The organism is Peribacillus sp. B2I2, from assembly GCF_041261685.1.
Lineage (GTDB): Bacteria > Bacillota > Bacilli > Bacillales > DSM-1321 > Peribacillus.
Genome location: NZ_JBGCCB010000001.1, coordinates 217,209 through 232,618 on the forward strand (window position 1 = coordinate 217,209; position 15,410 = coordinate 232,618).

8 protein-coding genes and 3 rRNA genes are annotated in these 15,410 nt (G+C 42.5%); 8 read left to right on the forward strand and 3 right to left on the reverse strand.

From position 1 onward, the window contains the following. Positions 1 to 30 precede the first annotated feature (30 nt). Positions 31 to 456 (reverse strand): DUF4395 domain-containing protein, encoded by a 426-nt coding sequence (locus ABIE66_RS01220; RefSeq protein ID WP_370013631.1) that lies wholly within the window; start codon positions 454 to 456, stop codon positions 31 to 33. A 509-nt stretch (positions 457 to 965) separates the two neighbouring features. On the opposite strand from ABIE66_RS01220, the gene ABIE66_RS01225 reads away from it, so the two are divergent. From ABIE66_RS01225 to ABIE66_RS01245, 5 genes are all read left to right on the forward strand, one after another. Continuing rightward, positions 966 to 1,397: a MerR family transcriptional regulator gene (locus ABIE66_RS01225; RefSeq protein ID WP_289323397.1), complete on the forward strand. Its 432-nt coding sequence runs from the start codon at positions 966 to 968 to the stop codon at positions 1,395 to 1,397. 186 nt (positions 1,398 to 1,583) lie between these two features. After that, positions 1,584 to 2,882, forward strand: a complete 1,299-nt coding sequence (locus ABIE66_RS01230; protein ID WP_370013632.1) for a hemolysin family protein — start codon at positions 1,584 to 1,586, stop codon at positions 2,880 to 2,882. A 340-nt stretch (positions 2,883 to 3,222) separates the two neighbouring features. Then, positions 3,223 to 6,024: a response regulator gene (locus ABIE66_RS01235; protein ID WP_370013633.1), complete on the forward strand. Its 2,802-nt coding sequence runs from the start codon at positions 3,223 to 3,225 to the stop codon at positions 6,022 to 6,024. Between the two features lie 36 nt (positions 6,025 to 6,060). Continuing rightward, positions 6,061 to 6,894, forward strand: a complete 834-nt coding sequence (locus ABIE66_RS01240; protein WP_289323400.1) for a CheR family methyltransferase — start codon at positions 6,061 to 6,063, stop codon at positions 6,892 to 6,894. Between the two features lie 285 nt (positions 6,895 to 7,179). After that, positions 7,180 to 8,322: a PP2C family protein-serine/threonine phosphatase gene (locus tag ABIE66_RS01245; RefSeq protein WP_370013634.1), complete on the forward strand. Its 1,143-nt coding sequence runs from the start codon at positions 7,180 to 7,182 to the stop codon at positions 8,320 to 8,322. A gap of 141 nt (positions 8,323 to 8,463) precedes the next feature. Here the strand turns inward: ABIE66_RS01245 and ABIE66_RS01250 are convergent, their stop codons facing one another. Together ABIE66_RS01250 and ABIE66_RS01255 are read right to left on the reverse strand one after the other, a co-directional pair. Then, a complete protein-coding gene (locus tag ABIE66_RS01250; protein WP_289318736.1) occupies positions 8,464 to 8,634 on the reverse strand; it encodes a CsbD family protein in 171 nt (56 codons plus the stop codon). 81 nt (positions 8,635 to 8,715) lie between these two features. Beyond that, positions 8,716 to 9,474 carry an alpha/beta hydrolase gene (locus ABIE66_RS01255; protein ID WP_289323402.1) on the reverse strand — a complete coding sequence of 253 codons (759 nt, stop codon included), beginning with the start codon at positions 9,472 to 9,474 and terminating at the stop codon, positions 8,716 to 8,718. 788 nt (positions 9,475 to 10,262) lie between these two features. On the opposite strand from ABIE66_RS01255, the gene ABIE66_RS01260 reads away from it, so the two are divergent. From ABIE66_RS01260 to rrf, 3 genes are all read left to right on the forward strand, one after another. Continuing rightward, positions 10,263 to 11,813: ribosomal RNA gene (locus ABIE66_RS01260) — 16S ribosomal RNA — on the forward strand. A gap of 175 nt (positions 11,814 to 11,988) precedes the next feature. Next, positions 11,989 to 14,921 (forward strand): 23S ribosomal RNA (locus tag ABIE66_RS01265). Between the two features lie 64 nt (positions 14,922 to 14,985). Then, positions 14,986 to 15,101, forward strand: a 5S ribosomal RNA gene (rrf, locus tag ABIE66_RS01270). Together the 16S, 23S and 5S rRNA genes form the textbook arrangement of a ribosomal RNA operon. Positions 15,102 to 15,410 lie beyond the last annotated feature (309 nt).

The following is a 15,410-nucleotide window of genomic DNA, read 5'->3' on the forward strand; positions in this document are numbered from 1 at the left end:
GACGCTAGTCAGTCCCATTATGTGCACTTTTTAGCGAAGAGATCGGCGATAGGAATATTGCTTCCATTGATAAAGGATAAAACAGCCGATGCAGAATCCTAGAATGGCTATGAGAGATGCCATTCCGACCATCAAAGTGAATATATAACCGATAACATTCCAACCCAGTAAAAAAGAAGTCAATCCAAGTCCTAAGCAAACGACTGCAATGGCCTGGTTGAATTGTTGCTGTGAATGATCTTCAGGAATATAATCGGAGGGCTTCTTTTTCAGAAATAGCTTTGCGAGACGCATGACTGGATTGAAATTAAAGAAAAGACCTAAAAGTCCCGCTGCTAAAGGAATCGCTAAGATCCATATTTGTCCCGTTAATAAGGCAGTGGCTACGCTTAACAAAATGATCCATTGATTCGTACGTACTAAGGGACGGGGAATAGTTCGAATTTCACTCGTCATCAAATACCAACCTTCCTGATATGTTTTATTACAGTTTATCCTTATTTTAATTAGTTGTGAAGAGGGATGCTAATTAAAACAAGTGAAGATCCAAAGACTCTTCTTATTAATAATTATTTTAATTTAGTATTGATTATAATATCAAAGTAATATAATATGTATAACAAGAAGTTAAAGTGAGGTGGACAGTATATATGGTAGCAAAAGTCTGTGAAACATGCGGAACACCAATAAAAAAGCTGAAGCATTCTTCCCTATGCCAATGCGGTCCTAAGATATTGAGCAATCAATTCTCAGTTAAAACAAAAAAATAGAATGATGATTAAATCATAAATTAAACCGATTATTCAATTAATCGGTTTTTGTTTTTCCAATGAAGGGTAAAGATGAGAATATCCTTTTATCCAATAATATATATTTTTCATTTCTATAAAAATGATGTACGATTAGGGAATAGAATAAAACGTCATGGCGGAAAAGGCATACTTTTAGTTTGCCTAAACCATCACGTGACGGTTTGGAGGGGTTATATTGGGAACGAGACTTTAAAAATTGGCGAGTTGGCGGAAATGGCGAATGTTACGAAACGGACTGTTGATTATTATACGAACTTAGGCCTGCTTAAAGCAGAACGTTCCGCCTCTAATTACCGTTATTATACAGTCGGTGAACTTGAAAGGCTCCGCCGTATCGAGGGATATAAAAGAGAGAACCTTTCATTGGAAGACATAAAAGAAATATTTAAACAGGACATGGAAGCCTCATCAGCAATTGAGGAAACGGGTCTTCAACTGAAGAACAAAATGGATGGCCTGAACGAGGAGCTTCAGGAAGTCATCAGCTTGATCAAAAAGGATGAAAAAAATGAGCTCCTTCTAAAAAAACAGATATCCCGTGAAAGCATGGCCTTGATCCAATCATTACTAGTGTTGCTGGTATGATTGAAATTTATTCCCTATAGTTTTATTCACAAAGGTGCATATTAACGATATAGGCTAAATGGTTTTGGTTCATGTCAGAAATCGCTTTGTGAAACGAAAATAACCATTTATACAGGAGGTGCTTGGGATTAAACCGTGTATGTCTAATCAAAAGGATAGGCACTATACATGGTGAACCCGCACATATTGGAGATTTTTATAAAATTATTAGCAGTAGCTGTATTAATAGCATTAACCGCATTTTTCGTTGCATCGGAATTTGCAATCGTGAAAGTCAGAAGTTCCCGAATCAATCAGTTGATTGAAGAAGGGCATAGAAATGCACTGGCAGCCAAAAAAGTGACATCCCATATCGATGAGTACTTATCGGCCTGTCAATTGGGAATTACAGTAACCGCCTTAGGTTTAGGGGTGTTGGGTGAACCGACAGTAGAAGCGATCTTAAAACCATTGTTCCATAAATGGGGATTAGAGGAATCTGTAGGTCACATCATTTCTTTCGTAATTGCATTCGGTTCTGTAACATTCCTTCATGTTGTAGTCGGGGAATTGGCACCAAAAACAGTTGCGATTCAAAAGGCAGAAGAGGTAACCTTGCTTTTTGCAAAGCCGTTAATTCTTTTTTACCGTATTTTGTACCCATTTATTTGGTTACTGAATGGTTCTGCCCGTCTCCTAACAGGCATATTTGGATTAAAGCCTGCTTCTGAGTCTGAAATGGCCCATTCTGAAGAAGAACTGCGCATCATTTTATCGGAAAGCTATAAAAGCGGTGAGATTAACCAATCGGAATATAAATATGTGAACCAGATATTTGAATTTGATGAGCGTATTGCCAATGAGATCATGGTTCCGCGTACGGAAATGACAGTTATCGAAAAGGGCATGCCATTATTGGAAGTTGTTGAACTGATTCAAGAAGAACAATACACAAGGTACCCGGTCATAGAAGGTGATAAAGATAATGTCGTGGGAATGGTCAATATCAAGCGACTTTATACAGCTACGATTACAGAAGAAAATGTAACAGCTTTGACGGTGGATTCCTTTGTAACACCAGTCATCCGCGTTCTTGAAACGATTGCCATTCATGATCTGCTGCTGAAAATGCAGAAAGAACGGATCCATATGGCCGTTTTGACTGATGAATATGGCGGAACTGCAGGTCTTGTTACTGTGGAAGACATCCTTGAAGAAATCGTCGGGGAAATCCGGGATGAGTTTGATCAGGATGAACGTCCGCTTATTCAAAAAATTGATGAGGGACATTATGTATTCGACGCAAAAACATTGGTTGAAGATGTCAATGATACCCTTGCGATCGATTTGCCAGAGGAAGATATCGATACATTGGGAGGATGGTTCCTGACAGGCAGATTTGAGATTGCCGTCGGGGATAAAATTGATTACGCCGGATATGAATTTACTGTAAAGGAAATGGACGGCCACCATGTTTTATATGTGGAAGTGAAGAAGATAAAATAATAAGGATTACAATAAGAGCCGAAGGTGGAAACTTTCGGTTTTTATTATGTATTAATACTGATAAAAAAAGCTTCGCGGTTCGAATAAGGGCCTTTGGTTTTCAAAACAATGGAAAAGGCAGACTGCTACTTAATTGGAAAATGAATTCATTTAAATTAACACTGTAGGTAAGCATTTTAGATTGGAAAATGTTAAAATTGATTTTGAGTAATGAATCTATCCATATATCATTTTATGACATAAGGAAAATTCCTAAAAAGCTAATGATAGTATTAAGATTCATTTTGCAATGCCGTTTATTTCGGGCTGTTATAAATAAGTATTGAAGGTGGGCGGGAAAATGGGTTTTAAGAAGAAACAAATGTTGGGGTTTGGTTTAATCTTGCTTTTCTTGGCTATTTTACTTTCTTTCATGATGGTCACGCTTAACAATTTAAAGAGCAGCATGACTGAAATAGTTGAAAATCGTTATGAAAAAGTTCAAGCTTCGATGGAAATCCGTCAGCTTTTTTCAAGGTCGGACCGTGAGATTCTGTTTGCAGCTAATGACGCAAACAAAGAAGAAAGAGCAGAGAGCCTCGAAATCATCAATGAGAATCATAGTTTGATTGAATCAAAAATTGCTGGTTTATCAGGTACGTTAAATAAGTTGAAAGCAAAGCAATTATTGAAAGAGTTCGAGACTCAATATGCTTCTTACTCCATAACGGAGGCTGAGATCATCCAAAAGATAAAATCGGGAAACTCTTCGGATAATCTTTCAAGCCTGATGGACGACCAGAGGGAAAAACGTACGAAAGTCATCAGTACGATGGATGACTTTAAGGATTACCAAGAAGGTGTCATGAAAGATACCTTAAAAAATTCAAAACAAACCTATGAGGATATGATCGGTTTTGTGATTTTCGCGGTTATTCTCAGTATTTTGGTTATTTCCGTAACGGTTGTTTGGATGATCCGCAGTACATCGAAAGATCTGCAATCCATTACGAAGGTCATCAAAAACATCGATTTTAAAAATTTATCGGTCGTACCAAGAATTCCGGTTCGGACTACTGATGAAATTAGTGATATCGCGAGATCGTTCAATGATATGGCGGAATCGCTTGAAGTCTATAATCAAAAAGAGAAAGACTTCACTGAAAAGATCAGTGAACAGAACTGGATCCAGACCCGGGTTGCAGATATAGCTACCATGTATCAGCGCATTGTTGATGTGGAAGTTCTTGCTGACCGGTTCATTACCAGGCTTGCACCGATGATGGGAGCTTCACTTGGAGCTTTTTACGTCAAACGGGGTGAGGGCGAGGATATGCGTTTTGTTAAACTTGCCAGCTTTGCGGGAGACGGCGAAGACTCAGGCAGACGTGAATTCCGTATGGGCGAAGGTTTGATCGGACAATGCGCCCTTGAAAAGAAATCGAAGGTCATTGAAGATATCCCTGAAGATTTCCAATTGGTTACAACAGGATTAGGGGAAGTAAGCCCGAAAAGCATTGCCATCGCGCCAGTCGTTTTTGAGGATGAAGTTGTGGCGATGGTTGAACTGGCAAGCTTGGAGACCTTTACGAAGTTGCAAAAACATTTCCTGAACCAGGTTCTTGATACTCTGGGCATCACGATTAATAATGTTGAGGGTCGGATGGAAATAGAGCGTTTATTGAAAGAATCACAGGCACAGACCGAAGAGTTACAGGCTCAATCGGAAGAATTGCAATCACAGTCAGAGGAAATGCAAGCCCAATCAGAGGAACTGCAAACACAGGCTGAAGAGTTGAGAATGATCAATGAACAATTAGAAGAGAGAAATCGTGAAACTGAAGAAAAATCGAAAGAACTTCAAGTCACAAAATTAAATCTTGAAAAACAAGCGGAAGAATTGAAGTTAAGTTCAAAATATAAATCGGAGTTCATGGCAAATATGTCCCATGAATTGCGGACGCCGCTCAATAGTATTTTGATTTTATCAGAAATGCTTTCCGATCCAAATGATAGTAAATTAACTGAAGAGCAACAGGAATTCGCTCGTGTCATTAACTCATCAGGTCAAGATTTATTAACGTTGATCAATGACATTTTGGATTTATCGAAAGTTGAAGTCGGAAAGCTCGAAGTGGTCTTTGACGAAATGAATATGAGTGAACTTCCCGAGTTATTACACCGTAACTTCGATCATGTAGCGAAGAAAAAGAACATTGACTTTAAAATAGAAAAAGATAAAAATGTACCGGATATTTTCTTTACGGATGAACAGCGCTTCCAGCAAATTTTGAAAAACCTATTATCCAATGCCTTTAAATTCACAGAAAAGGGTTCTGTGTCTGTCCAAATCAAAAAAGCTGATGAAGAAAATGTAGCACAATGGATACAGACAAAAGGAGCTAGCAATTGGGTTGAAATTAAGGTGACGGATACGGGCATCGGAATTTCAAAAGATAAGCAAAAACTTATCTTCGAAGCGTTCCAGCAAGGTGATGGAGCTACAATGAGAAAATATGGCGGTACAGGACTTGGGCTATCGATTTGCCGGGAGTTTGCCAAACTTCTAGGAGGATGGGTCATCGTAGATAGTGAAGAAGGGCAAGGCAGTACCTTTACTTTCTTTATTCCGAGCATGCCGGAGGGCTTCAAAAATGCAGGCGAAGCAATAGCTGCTTCTCCAGAAGTGGCAGCAGCCAGCCACGATGATTCTGCCGCACCATTTGACGGTCAGGAAGAACCGGATGTAGTAATAATGGATGAAGAAAATCAGAATAAGGCAAAACCATTCTGCAATAAAAGAGTGCTGGTCGTCGATGATGACCACCGTAATATATTTGCACTGAAAAATGCCCTTAAGCATGAGGGGATGGAAATCCTTACAGCTGAAAACGGGTACGAATGTTTGGAACTCCTTGAAAAAGGAAACGATATAGATGTAATATTGATGGATATCATGATGCCAGGCATGGACGGTTACGAAACGATGACCAGAATTCGTGAGCAAAGTAAATTCGAGAATCTTCCAATCATCGCGCTAACGGCCAAAGCGATGAAAGGCGATAGGGAAAAATGCCTGAAGGCTGGCGCTTCCGATTATGTCAGCAAGCCATTAAAATTAGATCAGCTGTTATCCGTCCTAAGAGTATGGTTGACTAATTAATTGAATGATTGATAGTACGGATAAGGAAGGTTTTGCATGAAGGATACTTTAACGATTGAAGAAAGAGAAGATATAGAAATCGAATTATTGTTAGAGGCTATTTATTCCGTTTCTGGGTTTGACTTTCGCAAGTATATGCGTTCTTCTATAAAAAGAAGAGTTGAAAATAGAATGAGGCTGGATCATATTCGCAGGATTAGCGGAATGATAGAAATGGTTTTATATGAAAAAGGGTATGTCGAGAAGCTTTTGAAAGATTTTTCAATAAATGTCACTGAAATGTTTCGCGATCCGGATTTCTTTAAAGCTTTTCGTTTAAATATCGTTCCGCTCCTGAAAAACCTTCCGGAAATCAGAATTTGGCATGCGGGCTGTTCGACCGGTGAAGAAGCCTTTTCCATGGCGATCATCCTCAAGGAAGAAGGACTATATGATAAGGCGAGGATTTATGCCACTGATATGAATGATGAAGTCCTCCGTCATGCGGAAAAAGGGATATTACCTTTAAATAGAATGCAGTCTTATACGAAAAACTATCTGCATGCAGGCGGTAACCAAGAATTTTCGGAGTATTACACGACCGATTACCAAAATGCCTATCTTGATTCGAGTCTCCTTAAAAACATTGTGTTTTTCCAGCATAATTTAGTTACAGATGGTTCGTTCAATGAGTTTCATATCATCATGTGCAGGAACGTGATGATTTACTTTACTGGTGAATTACAGACCTATGTCAATCAGTTGTTTTATGACAGTCTTAGCAAAGACGGTTTTCTTGCAGTTGGTAGTAAGGAAACACTTCATACATCATCCTTTTCGGGAGATTATGAGGAATTTGACTCAAAGGAACGAATTTACCGGAAGTTGTAAAAAGAAAGAGTTCGCATATTTGCGGACTCTTTCTTTTTAATTTAGAGCATATAATTTATTTTTCGTTTTTTTGCATTTCTATGTTTAAGGTGTCTGGGGAAGGGGTATAAATAATGAGTTGGTCTCCATGCAGGACAGCTATAGTGGTTTATTATTATTAAAAGAGACCGAACTTCGTTATAATATAATTGAAAAATCCCTGTTATGGGAGCTTTAATCAAATACTGATCCATATAATGAAGATAAATGTTGCCGCTCGATATAAGCCAAAAGGGGAATGAAAGAATGACGATTTTAATCGTAGATGATAACCAGGTTAACCTTTTCGTTATAGAGAAAATTCTAAAGCGAGCTGGCTATACGGATTTTCTATCATTAACTTCAGCTGTTGAGATGTTTGAATATTTACAGGTGGATAGTCCGCAACCTAAAGAGACTTCAGTTGATATCATTCTGCTTGATATCATGATGCCGGAGATCGATGGGATAGAGGCGTGCAGGAGACTTCAAAGCATTCCTCACCTTAAAGATATACCCGTTATTTTTGTGACCGCTCTTGAAGATTCAAACAAGGTGGCCGAGGCACTTGATGTGGGCGGGATTGATTATATAATGAAGCCTATCAATAAAATAGATTTACTTGCGCGAATTCGTGTGGGGTTAAGACTTAAATATGAAAAAGATTGGCATAAAATGCAGGATGAAAAAATTCGCAACGAATTGGATCTCTCCATGCAGGTCCAAAGCAGTTTATTAAGTGAGCCCATTTTAAATGACCACTTAACTATTAGAGCATCATACTTACCTGCGAATAAATTAGCAGGGGATATGTATTATTGGCACCGCATTGATGAAAATCGGTATGGGATCATCCTATTGGATATGATGGGGCATGGCATATCAGCCTCACTTGTTTGTATGTTCATTTCCTCCGTTTTGAGAGATGCCATCAGGACACATACGGATCCAGTGGCAGTAATAAACGAAATGAATCGCTGGATGAGTACCCTTAATAAAGAAGAAAACCAAGTGCATTATTATTTTACCGCGATTTATATGATCATTGATACAGAGCAAAAGACAGTGGAATATGTGAATGCCGGACATCCTCCAGGCTTCGCTTCATTAGATGATGGAAAAGTGGTCTCACTTTCAAAAGGGACATGTCCTGTCGGTTTTTTCACCGAGATGAAAATAGAGAAATCCATCATTCATTATGAAGAGAAGATTCAGCTTATGCTATTTACGGATGGAGTCATGGAAGCTATAGATCGAGAAGGGACGGAAGGGCTCGACCAAATACGAGAAGCGGTCTCAACGAGATGGTTTGATTGCAAAGAAACTCCCCCTATTGATTTATTGATGTCCCCGGAAATGCAGCAAGATCAACCTGATGATATGTGTGTCGTGGTTATTCAAGCAAATTAACGTGGTTATTCAAGCAAATTAAATAGAGAAGAGGCGGCAGATTATCTGCCGCCTCTTCTCTATTTAAGGGGGGGGTCAATTTTATTGAATTGAAATGTTCAAATTAAGAGTATTGAATGAATGAAGTATCCAGCATTGCAATTAACGGTTATTTTTCAGTTTACCAATGCCATCTTGGAGATTGCCTTTTAATTTATCGACTTTACCTTCTGCTTGTAAGTGAGGATCATTTTTCGCGTTTCCGACCTGGTCTTTCGTTTCACCTTTAACTTTATTTACAGTGCTTTTTAGTTTGTCTGATAAACCGCTCATTATGTTACCTCCTTTTTCTTTATATACTATATATACCCATGGAGTGTAGGGGTAAACATAATTTATTGGAGGAAAAGGAGTTTAAGAAGCGATTATTGCCCTTTTACTTAACTTTTGAATGAACTGGTATGACCGTTCAATGATATGATCTTTGTCATGATCCAACGAGGCCACATGATATGAATTTTCAAGGGGCGCCATCTCCTTATCAACGGACATGACAGTTTCGTAAATCTGATAGGAGCAAGAGTCTGGTACAACGTGATCTTCTGGAGAATGGAAGAGAAGTATGGGGCACGAAACCTCCATAAGTTTTTGACTGGTATGCTCCATTATATCAAGCAATTGATTAATCGCTTTTGACGGAACTTGATTATATGTGATTTCTTTAGTTGTATCGTCTTTTATGTCAGGCTTACCTTCAGGAATGAAGCGTGGAACCGACTGGTTCCGATATATTTCATATTCAGGAACTTCGAGAGCGGCATTTATGGTGAGAATTCCATCACAAGCCATTTTTGTCGCCAAATCCAGGACAAGGGCGCCTCCCATTGATTGTCCAATAGCGAATACATGGGTGCATGTACGCTTTAATTTTGCATAGGCCATTTCTACATCTTTTATCCATTCCTGATAATGTATCGTTTCCATCTCATATTCATCCGTTCCGTGGCCTGCCAGTCTAGGAGCGAAGACAGTAAAGCCTTTTGTAGCGAATTTTTCACCTAAATACCTTACGCTTTGTGGCGTTCCATTAAAACCATGGCAAATAAGAATGCCGATGGAATTGCCGGGTATGAAAAAAGATTCCGCACCTGGTATTACCATTGCTGCTGTCATATTCCCATCTCCTTTATTCAATAGCTAAGTTTTATTTAAAGTTAGCATGTAAAAGCATAAAATTAACTATTCCGATTATATTACTTGGTTATATAGTAGCATAATGGAAATTGTGAAGTCAACTTGGTTATATTCCATTAAGATGCAGTTTATAAAAAAGGATATAAAGATACGAAAGATACGTATTCGACCTATTGGTAGGTAAGGTCACAGTATAGATGGTTGCAGAGAAATAAACTGCTTAGAGGTTTTAGATGAAGGAGCTAGCAAGGGCCCTATTTCATACTTTGCGTCCCAGCAGCTTGGGATTACTCAATCAACAACAGGCAATAATGTATGGTTACAACTCTTCCTATTATATAAGTAATGCCTTGGAATTGTTGATAAACTGAAGATGCTAATAAACTGTGCAGGATATTAAAATAAGAAATAAAGAAAAAGCGTTGACTTTAAAGTGAAATTGGATTAATATAAATAAGCACCAACTAAGACAAACGAAAAACTTCATCCGCTTTTGGTAGATTACCAAAACAAAAATAATAACTATTGACTTCTTACTATGAAAATGATAAGATGAAATGGTCGCTGAGAAACACAGCGATTTAAAATAAGTTTAAAACTTCGCAGAAGTTGACAACTAATCAATAAGGTGTTATGATGAATAAACAAGCCGTTCGAAAGAACGATTGTGAAATTGCTCTTTGAAAACTGAACAAAACAAAGCGCCAACGTTAAATTTTAAGTGAGCACACACTATCAAAAAAAGCAAAATGAGCAAGTCAAACATTTCTTCGGAGAGTTTGATCCTGGCTCAGGACGAACGCTGGCGGCGTGCCTAATACATGCAAGTCGAGCGAATCGATGGGAGCTTGCTCCCTGAGATTAGCGGCGGACGGGTGAGTAACACGTGGGCAACCTGCCTATAAGACTGGGATAACTTCGGGAAACCGGAGCTAATACCGGATACGTTCTTTTCTCGCATGAGAGAAGATGGAAAGACGGTTTCGGCTGTCACTTATAGATGGGCCCGCGGCGCATTAGCTAGTTGGTGAGGTAATGGCTCACCAAGGCGACGATGCGTAGCCGACCTGAGAGGGTGATCGGCCACACTGGGACTGAGACACGGCCCAGACTCCTACGGGAGGCAGCAGTAGGGAATCTTCCGCAATGGACGAAAGTCTGACGGAGCAACGCCGCGTGAACGAAGAAGGCCTTCGGGTCGTAAAGTTCTGTTGTTAGGGAAGAACAAGTACCAGAGTAACTGCTGGTACCTTGACGGTACCTAACCAGAAAGCCACGGCTAACTACGTGCCAGCAGCCGCGGTAATACGTAGGTGGCAAGCGTTGTCCGGAATTATTGGGCGTAAAGCGCGCGCAGGTGGTTCTTTAAGTCTGATGTGAAAGCCCACGGCTCAACCGTGGAGGGTCATTGGAAACTGGGGAACTTGAGTGCAGAAGAGGAAAGTGGAATTCCAAGTGTAGCGGTGAAATGCGTAGAGATTTGGAGGAACACCAGTGGCGAAGGCGACTTTCTGGTCTGTAACTGACACTGAGGCGCGAAAGCGTGGGGAGCAAACAGGATTAGATACCCTGGTAGTCCACGCCGTAAACGATGAGTGCTAAGTGTTAGAGGGTTTCCGCCCTTTAGTGCTGCAGCTAACGCATTAAGCACTCCGCCTGGGGAGTACGGCCGCAAGGCTGAAACTCAAAGGAATTGACGGGGGCCCGCACAAGCGGTGGAGCATGTGGTTTAATTCGAAGCAACGCGAAGAACCTTACCAGGTCTTGACATCCTCTGACAACCCTAGAGATAGGGCTTTCCCCTTCGGGGGACAGAGTGACAGGTGGTGCATGGTTGTCGTCAGCTCGTGTCGTGAGATGTTGGGTTAAGTCCCGCAACGAGCGCAACCCTTGATCTTAGTTGCCAGCATTCAGTTGGGCACTCTAAGGTGACTGCCGGTGACAAACCGGAGGAAGGTGGGGATGACGTCAAATCATCATGCCCCTTATGACCTGGGCTACACACGTGCTACAATGGATGGTACAAAGGGCTGCAAACCTGCGAAGGTAAGCGAATCCCATAAAGCCATTCTCAGTTCGGATTGTAGGCTGCAACTCGCCTACATGAAGCCGGAATCGCTAGTAATCGCGGATCAGCATGCCGCGGTGAATACGTTCCCGGGCCTTGTACACACCGCCCGTCACACCACGAGAGTTTGTAACACCCGAAGTCGGTGAGGTAACCTTTATGGAGCCAGCCGCCTAAGGTGGGACAGATGATTGGGGTGAAGTCGTAACAAGGTAGCCGTATCGGAAGGTGCGGCTGGATCACCTCCTTTCTAAGGATAATTACGAGAGCGCTTTTGTTTTGTTCAGTTTTGAATGAGTAATTCATTCAGATAGGGAAGAAAAACATCACGATGTGATGGATTCTTTCTGCTTTGTTCCTTGAAAACTAGATAATAGATAGAAGGCAATTAATTTTTTTCAAAGCATCTGTAAGATCTTTTTAACGGTTAAGTTAGAAAGGGCGCACGGTGGATGCCTTGGCACTAGGAGCCGATGAAGGACGGGACTAACACCGATATGCTTCGGGGAGCTGTAAGTAAGCTTTGATCCGGAGATTTCCGAATGGGGAAACCCACTGTTCGTAATGGAACAGTATCTTTACCTGAATACATAGGGTACTGAAGGCAGACCCGGGGAACTGAAACATCTAAGTACCCGGAGGAAGAGAAAGCAAATGCGATTTCCTGAGTAGCGGCGAGCGAAACGGAATTAGCCCAAACCAAGAGGCTTGCCTCTTGGGGTTGTAGGACACTCAACATGGAGTTACAAAGGAACGGGGTAAATGAAGTGACCTGGAAAGGTCCGTCAAAGAAGGTAAAAACCCTGTAGTTGAAACTTCGTTCCCTCCTGAGTGGATCCTGAGTACGGCGGGACACGAGAAATCCCGTCGGAAGCAGGGAGGACCATCTCCCAAGGCTAAATACTCCCTAGTGACCGATAGTGAACCAGTACCGTGAGGGAAAGGTGAAAAGCACCCCGGAAGGGGAGTGAAATAGATCCTGAAACCGTGTGCCTACAAGTAGTCAAAGCCCGTTAATGGGTAATGGCGTGCCTTTTGTAGAATGAACCGGCGAGTTACGATTTCATGCGAGGTTAAGTTGATAAGACGGAGCCGCAGCGAAAGCGAGTCTGAATAGGGCGAATGAGTATGAGGTCGTAGACCCGAAACCAGGTGATCTACCCATGTCCAGGGTGAAGTTCAGGTAACACTGAATGGAGGCCCGAACCCACGCACGTTGAAAAGTGCGGGGATGAGGTGTGGGTAGCGGAGAAATTCCAATCGAACCTGGAGATAGCTGGTTCTCTCCGAAATAGCTTTAGGGCTAGCCTCAAGATGAGAGTATTGGAGGTAGAGCACTGATTGGACTAGGGGCCCCCAACGGGTTACCGAATTCAGTCAAACTCCGAATGCCAAATACTTATTCTTGGGAGTCAGACTGCGAGTGATAAGATCCGTAGTCGAAAGGGAAACAGCCCAGACCACCAGCTAAGGTCCCAAAGTATACGTTAAGTGGAAAAGGATGTGGAGTTGCTTAGACAACCAGGATGTTGGCTCAGAAGCAGCCACCATTTAAAGAGTGCGTAATAGCTCACTGGTCGAGTGACTCCGCGCCGAAAATGTACCGGGGCTAAACGTATCACCGAAGCTGTGGATTGACACCATTAGGTGTCGATGGTAGGAGAGCGTTCTAAGGGCGTTGAAGTCAGACCGGAAGGACTGGTGGAGCGCTTAGAAGTGAGAATGCCGGTATGAGTAGCGAAAGAAGGGTGAGAATCCCTTCCACCGAATGCCTAAGGTTTCCTGAGGAAGGCTCGTCCGCTCAGGGTTAGTCGGGACCTAAGCCGAGGCCGAAAGGCGTAGGCGATGGACAACAGGTTGATATTCCTGTACCACCTATACATCGTTTGAACGATGGGGGGACGCAGAAGGATAGGGTAAGCGCGCTGTTGGATATGCGCGTCCAAGCAGTTAGGCCGGAAACGAGGCAAATCCCGTTTCCATTAAGGCGGAGCTGTGATGGCGAGGGAAATATAGTACCGAAGTTCCTGATTCCACGCTGCCAAGAAAAGCCTCTAGTGAGATGTAAGGTGCCCGTACCGCAAACCGACACAGGTAGGCGAGGAGAGAATCCTAAGGTGTGCGAGAGAACTCTCGTTAAGGAACTCGGCAAAATGACCCCGTAACTTCGGGAGAAGGGGTGCTTTTTAGGGTGAATAGCCCGGAAAAGCCGCAGTGAATAGGCCCAGGCGACTGTTTAGCAAAAACACAGGTCTCTGCGAAGCCGCAAGGCGAAGTATAGGGGCTGACACCTGCCCGGTGCTGGAAGGTTAAGGGGAGAGGTTAGCGCAAGCGAAGCTTTGAACCGAAGCCCCAGTAAACGGCGGCCGTAACTATAACGGTCCTAAGGTAGCGAAATTCCTTGTCGGGTAAGTTCCGACCCGCACGAAAGGTGTAACGATCTGGGCACTGTCTCAACGAGAGACTCGGTGAAATTATAGTACCTGTGAAGATGCAGGTTACCCGCGACAGGACGGAAAGACCCCGTGGAGCTTTACTGCAGCCTGATATTGAATTTTGGTACAGCTTGTACAGGATAGGTAGGAGCCTGAGAAGCCGGAGCGCTAGCTTCGGTGGAGGCGTTGGTGGGATACTACCCTGGCTGTATTGAAATTCTAACCCGCGCCCCTTATCGGGGTGGGAGACAGTGTCAGGTGGGCAGTTTGACTGGGGCGGTCGCCTCCTAAAGAGTAACGGAGGCGCCCAAAGGTTCCCTCAGAATGGTTGGAAATCATTCGTAGAGTGTAAAGGCACAAGGGAGCTTGACTGCGAGACCTACAAGTCGAGCAGGGACGAAAGTCGGGCTTAGTGATCCGGTGGTTCCGCATGGAAGGGCCATCGCTCAACGGATAAAAGCTACCCCGGGGATAACAGGCTTATCTCCCCCAAGAGTCCACATCGACGGGGAGGTTTGGCACCTCGATGTCGGCTCATCGCATCCTGGGGCTGTAGTCGGTCCCAAGGGTTGGGCTGTTCGCCCATTAAAGCGGTACGCGAGCTGGGTTCAGAACGTCGTGAGACAGTTCGGTCCCTATCCGTCGCGGGCGCAGGAAATTTGAGAGGAGCTGTCCTTAGTACGAGAGGACCGGGATGGACGCACCGCTGGTGTACCAGTTGTCTTGCCAAAGGCATAGCTGGGTAGCTACGTGCGGACGGGATAAGTGCTGAAAGCATCTAAGCATGAAGCCCCCCTCAAGATGAGATTTCCCATGGCGCAAGCTAGTAAGATCCCTGAAAGATGATCAGGTTGATAGGTCAGAGGTGGAAGCGTGGCGACATGTGGAGCTGACTGATACTAATAGATCGAGGACTTAACCAACGCTTTTTAAAAAATGAAATACCTTCTTATTATCTAGTTTTGAAGGAACAACGTTCCTGATATGTTTGGTGACGATAGCGAAGAGGTCACACCCGTTCCCATTCCGAACACGGCAGTTAAGCTCTTCAGCGCCGATGGTAGTTGGGGGTTTCCCCCTGTGAGAGTAGGACGCCGCCAAGCCATTTCTAAGATCAGCCATCTGGCTGGTCTTTTTTTGCATTTATAAGGACGTGTACAATATATGAAGACTTATAAGGTTTTTTTAGGAAACCTTGGAGTTCTGTCTGAATTATTTTTATTAAAGTCGTGTTTTTTATCCTTAAGCCAACGGGGATCAGATAGATATAGACCCTTCATTTAGAAAAGGAATTATTTATTTTGAAATGTGTTGACTTTAAAGTGAAATTGGATTAATATAAATAAGCACCAACTGAGACAAACGAACAACTTCATCCGCTTTTGGTAGATTACTAAAAGAAAAATAATAAC

Coding starts and splice junctions, on each gene's coding strand:
- ABIE66_RS01220 (WP_370013631.1), bottom strand. CDS start 456: ATGACGAGTGAAATTCGAACTATTCCCCGTCCCTTAGTACGTACGAAT.
- ABIE66_RS01235 (WP_370013633.1), top strand. CDS start 3,223: ATGGGTTTTAAGAAGAAACAAATGTTGGGGTTTGGTTTAATCTTGCTT.
- ABIE66_RS01240 (WP_289323400.1), top strand. CDS start 6,061: ATGAAGGATACTTTAACGATTGAAGAAAGAGAAGATATAGAAATCGAA.
- ABIE66_RS01245 (WP_370013634.1), top strand. CDS start 7,180: ATGACGATTTTAATCGTAGATGATAACCAGGTTAACCTTTTCGTTATA.
- ABIE66_RS01250 (WP_289318736.1), bottom strand. CDS start 8,634: ATGAGCGGTTTATCAGACAAACTAAAAAGCACTGTAAATAAAGTTAAA.
- ABIE66_RS01255 (WP_289323402.1), bottom strand. CDS start 9,474: ATGACAGCAGCAATGGTAATACCAGGTGCGGAATCTTTTTTCATACCC.